The following is a 17,824-nucleotide window of genomic DNA, read 5'->3' on the forward strand; positions in this document are numbered from 1 at the left end:
TCCCCGAGGTGAAGACGCTGCGCGAGGTCGTCATCCCCGGCTTCAAGGCCAAGCACCCCGGCGCGAACGTCCAGGACGTGGCCGTGCCGTACGACCAGCTCCACCAGAAGCTGATCACCTCGGCCGCGGGGGCCGACCTGCCCGACGTGATGCGCTCGGACATCATCTGGGTGCCCGAGCTGGCCAAGGTCGCGGACGTCTTCGACGGCTTCCACCTCGACCAGTACGGCTACCCGCGCAGGGCCGTACGTCCCGACGGCGGGCAGGTGGACGTCGCCGAGGCGTTCGTCAGCCTGATCGAGGCGGTGCGCGGCTGGCTGCCCGAGGCCAAGCTGATCTTCAACAACGTCAACGACTTCCCGGTCTGGGCCACGGCCGACGCGCCGCAGGGCGCGACCTACAACGAACCGTGGGAACCGCACGCCGAGCTCGGAGACCTGGCCGCCGCCGCCACCCGGGCCAGGCTGCTCGCACCCGGCCGGCCCGCGATCATGGCCGCCTACCAGTCGGCCTACAAGCGCGGCGACGCCGACCTGACGACGAAGCTGACCATGGCCACCCTGTTCTCGCACGGCTGCACCCAACTGCTGGCGGGCGAGGGCGGCAACATCCTGGTCGACCCGTACTACGTCGACAACCAGGTCGCCGCGCGAGACACCCAGGCGATGCTCGTGCGCTGGTACGACTTCCTGGTCGCCACCGGTGACCTGCTCCTCGCGCCGGGCAGCGCCGACATCACCCGCTCGGTCGCCGGATCACACAACGACGAGATCGACGTACACGGCGCGCCAACGCATCACGAGCCCAGGGCCGGTACGGTCTGGCGCAGGGTCGTCGGCTCGCCGGCCGGACAGACCGTGCACCTCATCAACCTCAGCGGGCAGGACGATCTCGGCTGGGACACGCCCAAGCGGCCCGCGCCCGCCGTTCCCGGCCTCTCGCTGCGGCTTCGCCGTACCGGATCGGCCCTGCCCGTGGTCCGTGTCGGCGACCCGGACTCGGACGCGGGACCGGAGCTGCGCGCGGTCGAGGTCACCGCCGACGGCGACCACGCCGTCGCCGCGCTGCCACCGCTCGGCGTGTGGCAGGTCATTCACATCTCTCGGGGAGAAACCGTATGAACTGGCGGGATGCCGTCATCTACCAGGTCTACCTGCGTTCGTTCCACGACGCCGACGGCGACGGAGTGGGCGACCTGGACGGGTTTCGGGCCAAACTCGACTACCTCGTCGAACTGGGCGTGGACGGGATCTGGCTCAACCCCTGCTACCCGTCGCCCGGCGCCGACCACGGCTACGACGTGGCCGACTACACCGACGTGGACGCCCGCTACGGCGGGCTGCCCGCCTTCGACCGGCTGCTGGCCGCCGCGCACGAGCGCGGCCTGGCGGTGCTGATGGACCTGGTGCCCAACCACTGCTCAGCGGAGCACGCGTGGTTCAAGGAGGCGCTGGCCGGGCGGGGCCGCGACCGATTCATCTTCCGCGAGGGCCGGGGCGAGGAGCCGCCGAACAACTGGCGGTCGATCTTCGGCGGTCCGGCGTGGACCCGCGTCGACGACGAGTGGTACCTGCACAGCTTCGACTCCTCCCAGCCCGATTTCAACTGGCGCAACCCCGCCGTCGGCGCGTATTTCGATGACGTGCTGCGCTTCTGGTTCGAGCGCGGCGTGGACGGCTTCCGCATCGACGTGGCGCACATGCTCTTCAAGCACGCCGACCTGCCGGACTGGCCGCACTATCCGGAAGACAACCCCTACGCCGCGAACCAGCCCGAAGTGCACGAGGTGATCCGGCGCTGGCGCAAGATCGCCGACTCCTACGGCCGCACGCTCGTCGGCGAGATCTGGGTGCCCACCGTCAGCGACCTCTCCCTCTACCTGCGCCCGGACGAGCTGCCCGGCGCGTTCTACTTCGACCTCCTGGTCTGCCCGTGGGACGCCGGCCGCTTCCGCGCCTCGATCGATCGCGGCCTGACCGAGATCGGCACGGCGATCACCTGGACGCTGGCCAACCACGACGTGCACCGGACGGTCAGCCGCTTCGGCCTCATCAGCCGCGAAGGCGGACCGGACACCCGCCCGCGCGGAGTCGTCGATGTGGCCCTCGGCGTACGGCGGGCCCGTGCGGCCTTGTTGCTCCTGCTCGCGCTGCCCGGCTCCGTCTACCTCTACCAGGGTGAGGAGGCGGGCTTGCCCGAGGTGCTCGACCTGCCCGACGCGGCGCGCCAGGACCCGACCTGGCTGCGTTCCGGAACCGCCGACTACGGCCGCGACGGCTGCAGGGTTCCGCTTCCCTGGACCGCCTCCGGCCCGTCCTTCGGCTTCTCCACCTCCTCGGCTACGTGGCTGCCGCAACCGTCCTGGTTCGCCGACTTCGCGATCGAGGACCAGATGGCCCGCGACGGCTCCACGTGGCGGTTGCACAGGGACGCGCTCCGCCTGCGGTCCAGGATCGACGGCGAACTGGAGTGGCTGGAGACGGGCCGAGCCGACGTGCTCGCCTTCCGGCGGGGCGACACCGTCTGCGTGACGGTCTTCGGTCAGGAGCCGTTTCCGTCCTCCGAGTACGGGACGCCGCTGCTCGCCTCGGCGGACGCGCCCAAGGGCGTGGTGGCGGGGGGCAGTTCGGCGTGGTTACGGAGCGCCTGACGTGTCACGGCGGGGCTCGGGCCCCGGATAGGTCATCAGCGGGAGAGGTCGTCCAGCTGGAGGAAGGCTCGTTCGATGGCCTCCCTGGCGACCTCCTCGGGGTAGGGGAACAGCTTGACGAGGTTGCGTACCCCCTCGACGTGCGCCCGCCTGGCCAGCTCGGCCACGGCGGCCAGCTCGGCCTGCTGGCCGGCGACGAAGTCGCGGCCGACCACGGCGCCGTGACCGGGCACGATCACTGGCTCGGGCAGCTCGACCAGCATCGCCGCGGTCGTAGCCGGCCAGTCGAGCGGGTAGGAGTCGCTGAACGCCGGCGGCGCTCCCTCCTCCACCAGGTCGCCCGCGAACACCACGCCCGCGTCGGGTACGTGCACGACGATGTCGTTGCTGCTGTGCCCGAGCCCGAAATGGCGCAGGTGCACGACCCGTCCGCCGATGTCGAGCGTCGCGGAGTCGGTGAACGTGTGATCGGGCGGGACGATCTCCACCTCCTCCACCTCGGCGCGCCTGTCCTCCGGCACGAATCCGGCGACCTTCGCGCGCTGCTCGAGGCCGTCCCGCTCGATCTCCTCGGCGCACCTGACGTGGCCCCAGATCTCGGCGGGCCGGAACAGGGCGTTGCCGAAGTAGTGGTCGAAGTGGGAGTGGCTGTTGACCACCGTCCACGGGCTGCCGGTGATCCTCCTGATCGCCTCGATCAGGTCGGCCGCCTCCCGGTGCGACATCCGCGTATCGAGCACGAGGCAGTGCCCCTCGCCGACCACCAGTCCGACGTTCAGGTCGTAGGACTCATGGCGACGGACGTAAACCCGGTCGCCGACCTCATGCCACTCCTCGCCCATGGCAGCACTTTACGCAGCACGCGCCATCGCATAGGGCGTTAAGGTCGCCGTACGCCCAGCGGCCGAGCACGTACCACTTCGTCAGCCCGGCAGCGTGGCGGCCGCGTATGGCGTCCCCACCCCGGGCAGCAGCGAGACGCCCATCCGGGCGAGCCACTCCCGCGCGCCCGCGACCTGCGTGGGATCGGCCGCGAGCCGGGCTGCGTACTCGTCCACGTCGACCTTCTTGCCCGCCGCGTCGAGCAGCGTGGCGGGGTCGGTCCACGACAGCGTCCACCGGGCCTTGCCGTTTCTGATGAGCACGCCCTCGATGGCGCGGGCCAGGACCTTGGCCACCAGATCCGGCGACGGGCGCCAATCGAGCCGGAGGAGCTCCTCGTGGAGGGCGGCGGCCTGGCCCCGGGCCAGCGCCTCCAAGGCGGCATCGAGGGACGGCGCCGGCCCGCCCACGATGCGCTGACCCGCGACCGAGAGGTCCTGCACCGCCTCGTCGTTGAGGCCCATGTACATGCCCTGGGCGACCATCTCCTCCCAGGGCAGCGGGCGCAGCCTCAGCGCCTCATCGGTCCAGAAGGTCTGCTCCACGGCGTTCGCCGCGCGAGCGGGGTCCCGGAGGAGCGCCGGTGCGGGACGAGGGTCGCCGACGTGTGGCGCGTCCTCCAGGGCGGCGATGGCGACCAGTCGCTGGGGCAGGCTCGGGTGGGAGTCGTACGGGCTGGTCTCCTCGTCGGCCCCGTCCGCCTGGGCGATCTGGGCCCGATGCACGTCGACGAGGGCGCGGAAGCCGCCGAACAGGTCGGCCGGACGGCTTCCCGCCATGCCGGTCATGCCGACGTACCGCTCCATGTACAGGTTCCAGACGTCCGCCGTGCCGTGCACCTTGCGCAGGGCGTTTCCGGCGGCCTCACGGCTCGCGACGGCGGCCGCGAACCTGTCGGCCTCCAGCTCCTGCCTGCGTGAGACGGCCTGGGAGACCCGCAGGAAGAGCCTGGCGTAGAGGGAAAAGAGCTTCTGGATGAACGGGTGGTTCTCCAGGGACCGGACCGCCGCGAGCATGGCGATCCGGCCGCGGTACACCGGTGCGCCCAGCCGCGTGTGCGCTCCGCTGTAGTGGCCGAGCTCGTGTCCCAGCACCGCGCGCATCTCGTCGACGGTGAGCGTCATCAGCAGCGGCAGGCCGACGTACATGGTCCGGCGGCCCGCCAGCAGTCCCATCCAGCTCGTGTCCTCGCTCACCGCGGCGTTCACCTCGGCGACCAGCCGGATCTCGTCCGGGGGGCGGGTCCCCACCCGCGTGGCGAGCTCCTCGACCGTCTGCCAGAGCACCGGCTCGTCCGCGCGGCCGACCGCGACGCCCGGCTCCGCTTGGCTTCCGCGCCGGTTGACCAGGATGAGACCGCGCAGCAGGGCCAGGGCGGCCAGGGTGAGCACGATCGCAATCTTCACCGAGCCGGCCGTGACGTGCTGTACGGCGGCGACGTCGATGAGAACCGCGGCTCCGAGTACGGCGGCGACGAGCACGTAGAAGCCCGCCAGCAGGCCGAACGCGATCGTCGCGCGCAACGCGGTCACCATGTCAGAACTCCTGGAAGGCGAGGACGAGACGGCCGAAATTAGCGGATCTTGCACATCCTGTCACCCCGTTTGCCACTGCTGTCCTCGCCCTGGCCGGGGTGGGCGGCGATCGCCTGGCCGAGTTCGGCTCCGTCGAGCATGGCCAGGTTGGCACCCTCCCCACACGAGGACAGGAACCCGCCTGACTACACTGCGGCTCCGCGGGCTCGAGTGGCACAGCACCGGCGACCGCCGACTCTCACACGCGCACGACACGAAAGGCACGGCACAATGGTCAACCGCGACGCCGTCACGCTCGACGACCCGGTCCGTGAGTCGCTCCGCGGCTACCACACGCACCTGGCCCGTCGGCTCGGCCGGGCGGCCGGTTACCTCCCGGAAGTCGCGACCTTCTCCGCGGTGTCCGCCGAGCCGGACACGGCGGAGTGGGCCGACCTCGCGCGATTGCTCGGTCGCGGCGAACTCGCCGATCTGTTCAGCTGCCCGGCGACCCCGCCTGCGGACTGGGAGCCGGTCTTCGCTCTCGGCGGCTTCCAGATGATCTGTCCTGCGGGCAGCGACCCCGGTGACGCCGATGCCGGGCCCGACTCGGGGATAGTCGAACTGGGCGTCGACGACGTGTCTGACATGCTTCAGCTCACCGCGCGCACCCAACCGGGACCGTTCTGGCCTCGAACTCACGAACTCGGCACCTATCTGGGCATCCGCGAGAACGGCGCCTTGGTCGCCATGGCGGGCGAGCGGCTCCGTCCGCCTGGATGGACCGAGATCAGCGCCGTCTGTACCGCCCCCGAAGCTCGCGGACGAGGTCATGCCGCCCGCCTGGTGCGCGCCCTGGTCACACGTATCACCTCTCGGAACGAACGACCGTTCCTCCACGTGGCCGAAGCCAACACCCACGCGCGCGCACTCTACGAGCGGCTCGGCTTCGTGGTCCGAAAGCCCGTGACGTTTCGCGGGTTCCGGACTCCGTAACGGACGGGATCATGCTGGGGCGAGATCCTGCCCTATCACAGCAGGTCAGCGTTATCCGATCGGAATTTCGCGGAGAATGGGGCGTGCCGCGATCTCCGCGTCGCCGTACGGAAGCCGGACCCACAGGAACGCGCCGCCGCGCGGCCGGGTCCACGACCAATCCGGCAGCTCCGCGCGGAGCAGGCCGCGTCAATATGGTCGCCGCTGGACCCGCCAATCGACATAGGGTGCGGATGTGGCAAATGGTGCATACCTGAGATACCCCCACCTGCATGGTGACCTCCTCACCTTCGTAGCGGATGACGACGTCTGGCTGGCGCCCGTGGCCGGCGGCAGGGCCTGGCGGTTCACGGCTGACCGGGTCGCGGTCTCCCATCCCCGGTTCTCTTCCGACGGCACGCGCATCGCGTGGACGAGCACCCGCGAGGGCGAGCCCGAGGTGTTCGCCGCCGATCTGGAGGGCGCCGAGGGCGAGCGGCTCACGCACTGGGGCAACGCCATGACGGGCGTTCGAGGCTGGACCGAGGACGGGAACGTGCTGGCCGTCACCGCCGCGGGCCACGGCTCACGCTCCCGGCTGTGGGCCTACGCGGTTCCGCTGGACGGCGGCCAGGCGACGGCTCTGCCGTACGGCAGGGTCAGCGAGGCCGCGGTCAGCGGCCCCAAGGTGGCGGCCGTCTCCGCGGTGTGGCGCGAACCGTCGCAGTGGAAGCGTTACCGCGGCGGCACCGCGTCCAAGATCTGGGTGGACGCCACGGGCGAGGGCGAGTTCACCCGCCTGTTCGCCGACAACCCCGCGCAGCATTGGTCGGTCATGTGGGTGGGAGAGCGCCTGGCCTTCCTCGCCGACACCGACGGCGACGGCAACCTGTACTCCTGCCTGCCCGACGGCTCGGACCTGCGGCAGCACACCACGCACCGCGGCTTCTACGCGCGCCATGCCGCATCCGACGGCTCCCGCGTCGTCTACAGCCTCGGCGGCGAGCTGTGGCTGCTGGAGAGCCTGGAAGCCGAGCCGTACAAGCTGGACATCACCCTGAGCGGGCCGCGCCCGGCCCGGGCCAAGCGGCCGGCGCCGAGCAAGGTCGGCAGCTTCGCGCCGGACAACACCGGGCGGGCCAGCGTGGTCGAGATCCGCGGCAGCGCCCACTGGCTGCCCCACCGCGACGGCCCCGCAGGCATGCTGCGCGCCGAGCCCGGCGTCCGGGTACGGCTGCCGCGGCCTCTCGACAACGCCGGCCGGGCCGTCTGGGTGTCGGATGCCTCCGGCGAGGACGCGCTGGAGATCGGCACACCCGGCGGTGAGATTCGCACGCTGGCCGCTGGTCAGCTCGGCCGGGTGCTCGACCTTGCCGCCGCGCCGGACGGCAAGCACGCCGCGGTCGCCACTCACGATGGGCGGCTCCTGGTGGTGGACCTCGACTCCGGGGACGTCCGCGAGCTGGACCGCACCGCTCACGGCGACGTGCGGCAGCTGACGTTCTCGCCGGACTCGGCCTGGCTCGCGTGGGCGCATACGTACGAGACCGAGCGCTGCCACCTCAAGCTGGCCCGCGTGGACGGCAGCACCGCGATTGAGGTGACCCCGCCGCGCTTCAACGACTACAGCCCGTCCTTCACCAAGGACGGCAAGCACCTGGCCTTCCTGTCTGACCGTACGTTCAACCCGGTCTACGACGCCCACGTCTTCGACCTGTCCTTCCCCAGCAGCTGCCGGCCGTACCTGGTGCCGCTCAAGGCGACCACGCCCTCGCCGTTCGACCCCTCGCTGGCGGGCCGCGGCTTCAACGGGGAGGCCGACGCCGGTTCGGACGCCGGGAACGATGGCACGTCCGACACGCCGCCCGTGACCGAGGTGGACGCCGACGGGCTGGCGGCGCGGATCGTGCCCGTGCCGGTACCCGCCGGCACCTACTCCAACCTGTGTGCCGTCAAGGACGGCCTGCTGTGGCTGCGCCATCCGCTCAACGGCCAGCTCGGCGACGGTACCGAGCCCGGCGCGCCGGTCCTGGAGCGCTATGACCTGACCAAGCGCAAGGTCAGCGAGCTGGGCAGGGAGTTCCGGGCCTTCGAGGTCAGCGGGGACGGCACGCGCCTGGTGGCCACCGGCAAGAACGGCCTGCAGACCCGCGCCACCGGAGAGGACGGCGAGGTCGTCACCATCGACCTGGACCGTGTGGCCGTGACCATCGACCCGGTCGCCGAGTGGCGGCAGGCCTACAACGAGGCCGGGCGGCTCATGCGCGACCACTTCTGGCGTGCGGACATGAACGGCGTCGACTGGCGGGCCACCCTCGACCGCTACGCCCCGCTCGTGGAGCGGATCGGCACCTACTCCGAGCTGATCGACCTGATCTGGGAGGTCCAGGGCGAGCTGGCCACCTCCCACGCCTACGCGTGGCCGGGCGGCGCCGCCCGCGATCCCAAGCGCCGCCAGGGCCAGCTCGGCGCCGACCTCACCCGGGACGAGAACGGTGTGTGGCGGATCAGCCGCATCCTGCCCGGGGAGTCCTCCGACCACGAGGCCCGCTCGCCGCTGCTCGCGCCCGGCGTCGCCGTCCGGGAGGGCGACGCGATCGTCGCCGTGGGCGGGCACCGGGTCGATCCGGTCCGGGGGCCGCTGGCCCTGCTGTCCGGCGCGGCGGAGCGGCCCGTGGAGCTGACCGTCCAGCCCGGCTCCGGCGGCGAGACCCGCCGGGTCGTCGTCACGCCCATCGCCGACGAGACGCCGCTGCGGTACCACGACTGGGTGGCCGGACGGCGGGCGTTCGTGCGTGAGGCGTCGGGCGGGCGGCTCGGCTACCTGCACGTGCCGGACATGGTGTCCAACGGGTGGGCGCACTTCCACCGGGACCTGCGTGCCGAGATGGGCTTCGACGGGCTCATCGTGGACGTCCGCGACAACGGAGGCGGTCATGTCTCCGAGCTGGTGCTGGAGAAGCTGCAGCGGCGGGTGACCGGGTGGGCGCTGTCCCGGGGGTACGAGCCGATGCGGTACCCGGACGACTCGCCTCGCGGGCCCGTCGTGGCCGTCACCGACGAGTTCGCCGGGTCGGACGGGGACATCGTCAGCGCCGGGATCAAGAACCGCGGCATCGGGCCGCTCGTAGGTACGCGGACCTGGGGCGGCGTGATCGGCATCGACGCGCGGTACTCGCTTGCGGACGGGACCGTCGTCACCCAGCCGCGGTACTCGTTCTGGCTGGACGGCGAGGGGTGGGGCGTGGAGAACCACGGCGTCGACCCGGACGTCGAGGTCATCGTGACGCCGCAGGACCTGGTCGCCGGGCGGGATCCGCAGCTGGCGCGGGCGGTGGAGCTGGCCTTGGCGGCGCTGGAGGAGAGGCATCCGGCGACCCCGCCGGAGTTGCCGCCGCTGCCGTAACGAGTGGTGAGAGTAGGGCGGGCGGCACGCCTCGTCGGGGGTGCCGCCCGCCCTACGCTGCTCCCCCTGACGATCTCGGCGCATGCTCGGCCTCGTCACGGCTGCCGGTCTGGGCGGACGCCGGCGACTCCGGGTCGGGTGAGCCGTTCAGGCACGACGACCTGGCCGTACAAGTCTTCGCTGACCCCCGACTTGAGGGCGGCGTCCCTGAGCGTGAGGTCTTCGTCCAGTGCGCGATGGGCGATCCGTGCGGCCTTGTCGTAGCCGACGACCGGGCTGAGCGCGGTCACCATCATGATGGACCGGTCGAGGTCGTCCTTGAGCTTCGCGGTGTCGAGCCGGACGCCTTCGACGAGGTAGGTACGGAAGTGGTCGATCATGTCCGACAGGATCCGCACCGAATGCAGGACATTGTTGATGATGATCGGGCGGAAGGCGTTGAGCTCGAAGTTGCCCTCCGCTCCGGCCATCGAGACCGCGGTGTCGTTTCCGATGACTTGAATGGCGACCATCAGCATCGCCTCGGCCTGGGTGGGGTTGACCTTCCCCGGCATGATCGACGACCCCGGCTCGTTGGACGGCAGGATCAGCTCGTGCAGGCCGGCACGCGGTCCCGACCCCAGCCACCGCATGTCGTTGGCGAACTTGAACAGCGGGACCGCCAGAGCGCGCACCGCCGCGGATGTACGGACCAGGGCGTCGCAGGAGGCCTGGGCGGCGAACTTGTTGGCCGCACTGACGAAGGGGCGTCCCGTGAGGTCGGCGATCCGCGCGGCGACCTCGTCCCCGAAGCCGGGCGGCGCGTTCAGGCCGGTGCCCACCGCGGTTCCACCGATCGCCAACCGGTACAGCCCGGGCAGGGTGCCGCTGAGATGGTCGATCGCGTCGGCGAGCTGGGCGACGTATCCCGACCATTCCTGACCGACCGTGAGCGGGGTGGCGTCTTCGAGATGGGTGCGGCCGATCTTGACCACGTGTTCCCACTCGCGGCTCTTGGCCTCGGCGGCCTCCCGTAACCGGGCCGATGCCGGCAGCAGCCGCGTCTCGATCGCCAGGACGGCGGCCATGTGCATGGCGGTGACGAAGGTGTCGTTGGAGGACTGCCCCATGTTGACGTGGTCGTTCGGGTGGATCGGGTCCTTGCTGCCGAGCCGGCCGCCGATCAGCTGGAGCGCCCGGTTGGATATCACCTCGTTGACGTTCATGTTCGACTGCGTCCCCGAGCCGGTCTGCCAGACGTACAGCGGGAACTCGGTGTCGAGGTCGCCGCGGATGACCTCGTCGGCCACTCGGCCGATCAGCTCGGCCTTCCAGCGGGGCAGCCGGCCCGAAGCCGCGTTGACGATCGCCGCCGCCTTCTTGATGTAGCCGTAGGCGTGGTAGACCGCCTTCGGCATGCGGTCGTCACCGATGTTGAAGTGGATCAGCGACCGCTGGGTCTGCGCGCCCCAGTAGTGGTCGGCGGGCACCTGGATCTCGCCGATGGAGTCGGTTTCCGTGCGGGTGCCGGAGGTGTCGAGCCCGATCGGCAGGTCCAGGATCGGCGGTCCGCTCCGGTCGTCCTTCTTGCCGGAGGTCATGCGCGCCGTGCCTTGATCGGCCGGTACGCGGGCTGCCACATGGCGTCCTGCACCTGCTGGACCGGGTCTTTCAGGTCGCGGGCCAGGCCTTCCCTGGCCGCCTGTTCCGCGACCGCGACCGCGACCGTGGCCGAGACCTCCCGGAGGTTATCGACCTGGGGAAGCAGCGACGCGCCCGGTGCCGAGACGTCCACCATGCCGCCTACCGCCTCGGCGGCGGAGTGCAGCATGCCGTCGCTGACCCGCCGTGCCCGGGACACGATCACGCCCAGCCCGAGTCCGGGGTACAGCAGGGCGTTGTTGGCCTGCCCGATGGAGTAGGTGACGCGGTCGTAGGTGATGGGGTCGATCGGGATGCCGGTGGCGATCAGGGCGCGGCCGTCGGTCCAGCGCAGCAGGTCGCCGGGCATGGCCTCGATCCGTTCGGTCGGGTTGGAGATCGGGAAGATGATGGGGCGGTCGACTCCGGCGGCCATCGCGCGCACGATCTTCTCGGTGAAGGCGCCGTGCGCGGTCGAGGTGCCGAGCAGCATGGTGGGCTTGACGCGCCCGACGACCTCGCCGAGCCTGATGCCGCCGTCGTCCCTGCGCCAGTCGGCGACCTCGGAGGCCGGCCGCGCGTAGGGGACCTGGAAGTCCCGCAGGTCGGTCATGTCGTCGGTGAGCAGGCCCTGCTTGTCGACCGCCCAGATCCGGCGGATGGCGGTGTCGCGGTCCAGTCCGTCGCGAACCATCGCGTCGCGCATCTGGTCGGCGATCCCGATGCCCGCCGTGCCGGCGCCGAACACGATGATCCGCTGGTCGCGCAGTGGCGTGCCGGAGACACGTACGGCGCCGAGCATCGCCGCCAGGACGATCGCGCCGGTGCCCTGCATGTCGTCGTTGAAGGTGGGGATGCGGTCGGTGTACCTCTCCAGGATTCTCCGGGCGTTGGACGGACCGAAGTCCTCCCAGTGCAGCATCGCGTTGGGGAACATCCGGGTGGCGACGGTCACGTAGGCGTCGATGAAGTCGTCGTAGCGCTGACCGCGTACGCGTGCGTGCCGGTTGCCGACGTAGGCCGGGTCTTGCAGGAGCTTCTCGTTGTCGGTTCCGACGTCCAGTGCCACGGGGATGACCCGCGTCGGGTCGATCCCGGCCGCGCCGGTGTAGACGGCCAGCTTGCCGACCGCGATTCCGGCGCCTCCGCCGACGCCCCAGTCACCGATGCCCAGGATCTCCTCGGCGTCGGAGGCCACGATCAGATCCACATCGTCCGGGCCCATCCCGAGGTTCTCGAATGCCCGCCCGATACCGTCCACATCGGCGATGGACAGGTAGACGCCCCGCGGCCGCCGGTATTCGAGGCTGTAGTTCTCGATCGCCTGCGCCACCGTCGGGTCGTACACGATCGGCAGCATCTCCCTCAGATGCTCGGAGAGCAGCCGGTAGTACAACACCTCGTCGCGGTCCTGCAGCGCGGTCAGGTAGACGTTCTTCAGCAAGTCGGTCGACTGCGCCCGATACTGCGCGTACACCCGGCGGACCTGCTCGTCGAGCGTCTCGATCGCGGACGGCACCAGACCGTCCAGCCCCAGCTCGGCACGTTCCTCGCGGGTGAACGCGGTCCCCTTGTTCAACAGTGGATCTCGCAGCACCTCCAGACCGCGCGCCGAGGTGGCATAGGCTCCCTCCGGCGTCTTCTCGAAGATCCGTCCGGGCATCGCCGGTCGCTCGTTCTTGTCACCGGACATCGTCGGCCCCACGATTTCCTGCTCCGGCCCCGCTTTCCGGGAGCGATTTGAGCACCTTCGTACTCTTTATGCTCTCCGACAACGAACAGCACATCGCCAGAGGGAACCAAAGCCTTCCCCAGGACGAGACACCAGGCCGGGAGGGGCGGGACGGGCCCCGCTCCTCCCGCCGATGGAAGACGCCTGGCCGGGGAGGTGTCCCGGCCCGGCGTCACTCGTGCGCGTGCTCGTGCGCGTGCTCGTACGCTGGGGCGTCACCCCGCTCCGGCACGTCGCTGGTCCGCACCGCCGCGTACGGAGCGTCCAACCCCTTGGCCCGCGGGTCGTCGACGAGCCCGGCGCACTGGCCGGCTCCGGTGACCCCGTTCGGCACGCCCGCGTCGGACGGCGCGGGCGTGTTGCCGCTGCAGGTCAGCGCGCCGCGGACAGCGGTGCCGGCGACGACCAGGGAGTCGACGGTGGTGTTGCCGGTCAGACTGACCGAGCCCCTGAGATCGGAGCCCGCGACGATCAACTGGCCGGTGGTGCCGTGGATCGCGACCGAGCCGTGCACGGTCGCCTTGAGCAGGTGCACCTCCGCAGCGCCGGTCGCGGTCAGCGCTCCACTGATCGTGCCGTCCTTCACCACCAGGGACGCGCCGGAGCCGACGGTCACCCCGCCGTTGACCCGGGCGCCGTCCAGACAGGTGACGCCGGACCGCAGGGACAGCGAGCCGTTGCGGGTGCCGGTGATCGTGGTGGTGCACTCCGGCGGTGCGGCGAGGGTGGTCACCGTGAAGCTCTTCGGCGCCCCGTGGTTGCCGCTGGGGTCGATCGACCGGTACTCGACGGTGTGCCTGCCGCGCGGCAGCCTGCCGTACGTGAGGCTGTCGATGACCGTGCCCTTCTCGGTGAACAGCCACGGGTCGTCGGCGGACGTCGGCCAGCCGAAGTAGTTGAACCAGCCGTCGCCGTCCACCCGGGACTCGCGCACGACGTACCCGTCCCGGTCGTCCTCGCCGGTGAGCCGCATGGTGAACGGGCCGTTGAACACGTAGTTCTCGCCGGACTTCACCAGCGGCTCGGACAGCTCGTACGCGGTGGTGGGCAGCGTGTTGTCCACGGTCCAGGTGCGCCTGTCGCCGCCCGCGGACGCGGCCAGCGTGTGGTTGCCGGGGGCGAGGCCGAGCGTGGACAGGTCCAGGTCGGCGTCGGTCTCGCCGAGGGTCGCGCCGTCCAGGGTCCAGGTGACCGAGGGCACGGCGTCGTCGGGGTGGGTGGTCTCGACGTACACGACCTCGTCGCGGGACACGGCGCGGTCGGTGGGGGTGGACGAACGCAGCCCGGACGTGACCTGGGCGGGCGTGGTGACCACGCCGGGGTCCACCGTCCAGGTACGGCTCGCGCTGAGCGCGCCGGCCCGGATGGCGGGGTCACGGACGAACTCGGTCGGGTCGGTGACGGTGGCCTTCACCGTGTGCGTGCCGGGCGTCAGCTTCAGGACGCGCAGGTCGAGCGCGGTGGGGTGGCCGGGCAGTTCGGTGCCGTCGACGCTCCACGTGGTGGTCAGCGCGTGGCTGTTGGGGTGCAGCGGCTCCACCCAGAGCACCCGGTCGGCGCCGACCTTGGCCGTGGTGGGCGTGCTGTCCTGGATCAGGCTGGTCTTGGCGGCGATCCGCTGGGTCATCACCTCACGGCCGACCTGGTCGTAGTAGTAGCCCAGCGTTCGCATGATCGAGTGCTCGCTCGGGCGCCAGACCTTGCTGCTGTAGTAAAGGCCGCCCTCGTACCTGCCGATGGTGCCGCCGGCCTCGCTCGGCTCGCCGAGCCAGCGCCACCACTTCTTCCGTTGGTCCTTCATCTGCTGTTCGGTAAGGAGGGTGTGGTGCGCCGAACTCGGCTCCCCGCCGGTGTACGGGCCGCCGTCCACGCCGCGGCTGTAGTAGGTGTACTCGTCCTGCAGGCCGCCCAGCGAGTGGCCGATCTCGTGCGGTGCGATGAGCGCCGACATCGAGTTGTGCCCGGAGGAGGTGGCGTAGGTGCCGCCCGCCCCGCCGTACGTGCCGCTGTTGGCGAGGGCGAGGATCTGCCGGTTGGCGCTGCTCGTCCCGGCCACCATGTTGGCGTACTTGTTGGCCGCGGTGTTGCTCATGGTGATCAGCCGTTGCACGCTGGAGGCGTTGCAGCCGCCCCAGAAGGCCATGCTCAGCGGGGTGTTCTTCGTGCCGGAGGCCAGGTCGGGGTCACAGCCGATGCCGGACTCGCCGGACACGATGTCCACTCGGTAGACGTTGAAGTAGTTCCGGTAGGACTTGTACGGCTCGATGGACCACATCACGTTGAGCTGCTGGTCGGTGTCGGCCGCGAAGGTGGACAGCTGGTTCTCGGTGTAGCCGTCACCCATGATGATCAGGTTGAACCGCTTGGCGGGGTCGCCGGTGACCTGGATGGGGACGACGGTGGCGCTGCCGACCTCGGCGGCTTCCGCCGGAGGGACGGTGATCAGAGCGGCGGCCAGGGGGATGGCCGCCAGGGCCGCGAGCGGCCTGCGTGTACGCATGGGGAGGAAACCTCCAGAGCGGGATAGGGGGTTGCCTGCACTATCGGGCTTCACCGCTCCGAGGGCACATCCCATATCGGGATAACTCCGGATTTATGGCCACAGTCCGCAGGTGTGCGTTATCCGTTGCGCTTTGCACAATTCGCGGCATATAGCCCCACCTGACCTGGGCGAAGTCCGCTCCAGGGTCACAGCGGCGCCGGCTCAGCGGCGGACCATGCCGATCAGGCGGTCCAGCGCACCGGGCCCTCGGCTCAGGCCGTCATGGGCGTACTCGTTGGTGATCCAGTACGTCAGACCGCCCACCATCTCGGCGGTGCGGAGCGAGTGCTCGCGCTCGACGTACATGTCGTCGTAGTAGATCGCCGCCGCGACGGGCACCGTGTTGCCGGCCAGCCGGTCCAGGTCGTACAGGTTCGGCCAGGCGGAGTAGGCGGCGAGCCGCTCGGCGTACGGCCGCAGCGGCGCGAGGGCCGGGTCCTCTTCGAACAGCCACGGAAAGATCATTTCCCCGGTGAACCGGACCGGCCCGCCGCGTTCGAGATCGAACTCGGGGAACTCGCCGAGCGCCCGCTGCGCCGCCCACGCCGACGCCGCACCCTGGCAGTAGATCGCCTCATGCAGCAGGGCGTACAGCGGATGCTCGGCGAACGAGACCACGGCGTCCACCTGGCGCAGGAACGCGTCGGACAGCTCGCCGTCGCCGGTGAACGCGTCCTCGAGCAGGTGGTGGAGCGTGTCGAACCGCCCCTGCTGCCCGAAGGTGATGCCCAGCGTCTGGAAGCGGCGGGGGGTGAGCCGGTCGCCGCCGGGCAGCCGGACCTCGTGCTCCCGCAGATGCCCCACCACCTTGGCGGCGGCCTCCTGGTCTCCCGGGTAGCGCGCGAAGAACCGCTCGTTGTGCGCCAGCACCCGGGGATAGGCCGCCAGGTAGACCTCGTACGGGGACGCGGTCAGCGACGGCAGTCCGCCGGCGATCATCACCTCGCGCAGCCCCTCCGGCGCCAGGGACAGGTAGGTGAGCGCGCAGAATCCGCCGAAGCTCTGGCCGAGCACACTCCACGGGCGGTCTCCGGCCAGATGCGCGCGGAGCAGCTCGGCGTCCCGGACGATGCTGTCGGCCCGGAAGTGGCGCAGGTGGCCGGCGGGGTCGTCCACGCCGGTCAGGGTCTGCCGGGTCGCGGGCGTGCTCAGCCCCGTGCCGCGCTGGTCGAGCAGCACCACCCGGTAGTCCCGGCTCGCCCGCTCCAGCCAGCCGGGCAACGTGCGCGGCGCCCGATGGCCAGGGCCGCCCTCCAGGTAGAGCAGCCAGGGCAGGTCCGCCGCCGCCCGGTCCGCCGCGACCACCTCGCGGGCGAACACCTCGATCGTCCGGCCGCCGGGATCGGCGTGGTCGAGCGGAACGGTGATCCGGTGGTCCGTCAGGACGTATCCGGAGTGGCGATGGGTCACGGGCATGAAAGGTCCTCTTGTCGGTGCGATGTACCCACCACGATGCGTGCGTTGCGAAATGTCCGCTAATCCTGAACGGCTATAGTGCTCGCGTTATAGGGGCGAAAAGGAGGAACCTGAGTGCAGGTTGAGCTTCGCCACCTTCGCGTGATCTGCGCCATCGCCGACGCCGGAAGTCTCAGCAGGGCGGCCAACGCCGTGGGCGTGTCACAGCCCGCGCTCACCGCCCAGCTGCAACGCGTCGAGAGCGCGCTCAGCGGCCGGCTCTTCCGGCGGGGCCGGCTCGGTGTCACCCCGACGCCCTTCGGCCAGTTCGTGCTCACCCGCGCCAGGTCCATCCTGCTCGCCGTGGACGAACTGGTCACCGGGGCTGGCGCGTACGACGGCCAGTCCGACCTCGCCCGCATCGGCGGGTACGTGACGCCTGTGCTGTCCGGCCTGGTCGCCCGGCTCTTCAAGGTGCCCGGCCTGACGATCACGGTGCACACCGAGTACTCGCCCAGGCTCCTCCTCGACCTGCTGGCCTCCCGCCGCCTCGACGCGGCCACCCTCGTCGACTATCCGGGCAACGAACTGCCCGCGCCGCCCTCGGTCGGCATGCGCCTGGTCGCCACCGAGCCGGTCTTCGTGCTGATGAGCAGCGGACACCCGCTGGCCGGGCGGGAGGAGGTCGACCTCGCCGACCTCGCCGGCGACGACTGGGTGATCTCGCCGCCCGACGGGGTCGGCTGGCCGGAGTGCGTCTACTCCGCCTGCCAGAAGGCGGGCTTCACCCCCCGCGTCCCGCACAGCATGACCGAGCAGGCGATGATCAGGCAGCTGGTCGCCGGGGGCCACGCGATCTCCCCCTGCCAGGCCACGGTGCAGGACGGCCCCGGGATCGTGGTGCGCCCGCTCACCGGCACTCCGCTGCGGCTCAGGCACCTGGTGGCCTGGCGGCGGGACGGGCCGCTCGCCCAGCGGGCCCAGGAGTTGGCCGAGTTCGCGGCGGAGGCGCACCGCGAGGCCAGCGCCGACCGCCCGCACTACGCCGCCTGGATCGCCAGGAACGGCACCGCCCCGACCTCCGGTTGACGCCGTCCCGCAAGCTCGG

At 70.8% G+C, this 17,824-nt stretch carries 11 protein-coding genes; 5 read left to right on the top strand and 6 right to left on the bottom strand.

Translation table 11 applies throughout. The features are described 5' to 3' along the window. The first annotated feature begins 8 nt into the window (after window positions 1-8). Together QSK17_RS04250 and QSK17_RS04255 are read left to right on the top strand one after the other, a co-directional pair. Window positions 9-1,121, top strand: coding sequence for an extracellular solute-binding protein (locus QSK17_RS04250; RefSeq protein ID WP_285703049.1), 1,113 nt, complete (start codon window positions 9-11; stop codon window positions 1,119-1,121). Continuing rightward, window positions 1,118-2,650, top strand: coding sequence for an alpha-amylase family glycosyl hydrolase (locus tag QSK17_RS04255; protein ID WP_285703050.1), 1,533 nt, complete (start codon window positions 1,118-1,120; stop codon window positions 2,648-2,650). The genes QSK17_RS04250 and QSK17_RS04255 overlap by 4 nt, the downstream gene beginning before the upstream one ends. Before the next feature lie 35 nt (window positions 2,651-2,685). Here QSK17_RS04255 and QSK17_RS04260 read toward each other — a convergent pair whose 3' ends face one another. Beyond that, window positions 2,686-3,492 carry an MBL fold metallo-hydrolase gene (locus tag QSK17_RS04260; RefSeq protein WP_285703051.1) on the bottom strand — a complete coding sequence of 269 codons (807 nt, stop codon included), beginning with the start codon at window positions 3,490-3,492 and terminating at the stop codon, window positions 2,686-2,688. 81 nt (window positions 3,493-3,573) lie between these two features. Next, window positions 3,574-5,067: a M48 family metallopeptidase gene (locus QSK17_RS04265; RefSeq protein WP_285703052.1), complete on the bottom strand. Its 1,494-nt coding sequence runs from the start codon at window positions 5,065-5,067 to the stop codon at window positions 3,574-3,576. A 270-nt stretch (window positions 5,068-5,337) separates the two neighbouring features. On the opposite strand from QSK17_RS04265, the gene QSK17_RS04270 reads away from it, so the two are divergent. Then, window positions 5,338-6,042, top strand: a complete 705-nt coding sequence (locus tag QSK17_RS04270; protein WP_285703053.1) for a GNAT family N-acetyltransferase — start codon at window positions 5,338-5,340, stop codon at window positions 6,040-6,042. 235 nt (window positions 6,043-6,277) lie between these two features. After that, window positions 6,278-9,427 carry a S41 family peptidase gene (locus QSK17_RS04275; RefSeq protein WP_285703054.1) on the top strand — a complete coding sequence of 1,050 codons (3,150 nt, stop codon included), beginning with the start codon at window positions 6,278-6,280 and terminating at the stop codon, window positions 9,425-9,427. 95 nt (window positions 9,428-9,522) lie between these two features. On the opposite strand, the gene fumC is transcribed toward QSK17_RS04275, so the two are convergent. The 4 genes from fumC to QSK17_RS04295 form a co-directional block, all read right to left on the bottom strand. After that, the gene (gene fumC / locus QSK17_RS04280; RefSeq protein WP_285703055.1) at window positions 9,523-11,007 is read right to left on the bottom strand and encodes a class II fumarate hydratase; all 1,485 of its coding nucleotides are present in this window, start codon (window positions 11,005-11,007) and stop codon (window positions 9,523-9,525) included. Further along, a complete protein-coding gene (locus tag QSK17_RS04285; protein ID WP_285703056.1) occupies window positions 11,004-12,740 on the bottom strand; it encodes an NAD-dependent malic enzyme in 1,737 nt (578 codons plus the stop codon). The genes fumC and QSK17_RS04285 overlap by 4 nt, the downstream gene beginning before the upstream one ends. A 211-nt stretch (window positions 12,741-12,951) precedes the next feature. Beyond that, window positions 12,952-15,279, bottom strand: coding sequence for a M64 family metallopeptidase (locus QSK17_RS04290; protein WP_285703057.1), 2,328 nt, complete (start codon window positions 15,277-15,279; stop codon window positions 12,952-12,954). Between the two features lie 204 nt (window positions 15,280-15,483). Continuing rightward, window positions 15,484-16,737, bottom strand: coding sequence for an alpha/beta fold hydrolase (locus QSK17_RS04295; RefSeq protein ID WP_285703058.1), 1,254 nt, complete (start codon window positions 16,735-16,737; stop codon window positions 15,484-15,486). A 114-nt stretch (window positions 16,738-16,851) separates the two neighbouring features. On the opposite strand from QSK17_RS04295, the gene QSK17_RS04300 reads away from it, so the two are divergent. Continuing rightward, the gene (locus QSK17_RS04300; protein WP_285703059.1) at window positions 16,852-17,805 is read left to right on the top strand and encodes a LysR family transcriptional regulator; all 954 of its coding nucleotides are present in this window, start codon (window positions 16,852-16,854) and stop codon (window positions 17,803-17,805) included. Window positions 17,806-17,824: the final 19 nt, after the last annotated feature.

This window comes from Microtetraspora sp. NBRC 16547 (genome assembly GCF_030268965.1).
Classification (GTDB): Bacteria; Actinomycetota; Actinomycetes; order Streptosporangiales; family Streptosporangiaceae; genus Microtetraspora.

Excerpts from the sequence above, each read along its gene's own strand:
- QSK17_RS04255 (WP_285703050.1), top strand. The coding sequence starts at position 1,118 with ATGAACTGGCGGGATGCCGTCATCTACCAGGTCTACCTGCGTTCGTTC.
- QSK17_RS04270 (WP_285703053.1), top strand. The coding sequence starts at position 5,338 with ATGGTCAACCGCGACGCCGTCACGCTCGACGACCCGGTCCGTGAGTCG.
- QSK17_RS04285 (WP_285703056.1), bottom strand. The coding sequence starts at position 12,740 with ATGTCCGGTGACAAGAACGAGCGACCGGCGATGCCCGGACGGATCTTC.
- QSK17_RS04260 (WP_285703051.1), bottom strand. The coding sequence starts at position 3,492 with ATGGGCGAGGAGTGGCATGAGGTCGGCGACCGGGTTTACGTCCGTCGC.
- QSK17_RS04265 (WP_285703052.1), bottom strand. The coding sequence starts at position 5,067 with ATGGTGACCGCGTTGCGCGCGACGATCGCGTTCGGCCTGCTGGCGGGC.
- fumC (WP_285703055.1), bottom strand. The coding sequence starts at position 11,007 with ATGACCTCCGGCAAGAAGGACGACCGGAGCGGACCGCCGATCCTGGAC.
- QSK17_RS04295 (WP_285703058.1), bottom strand. The coding sequence starts at position 16,737 with ATGCCCGTGACCCATCGCCACTCCGGATACGTCCTGACGGACCACCGG.
- QSK17_RS04290 (WP_285703057.1), bottom strand. The coding sequence starts at position 15,279 with ATGCGTACACGCAGGCCGCTCGCGGCCCTGGCGGCCATCCCCCTGGCC.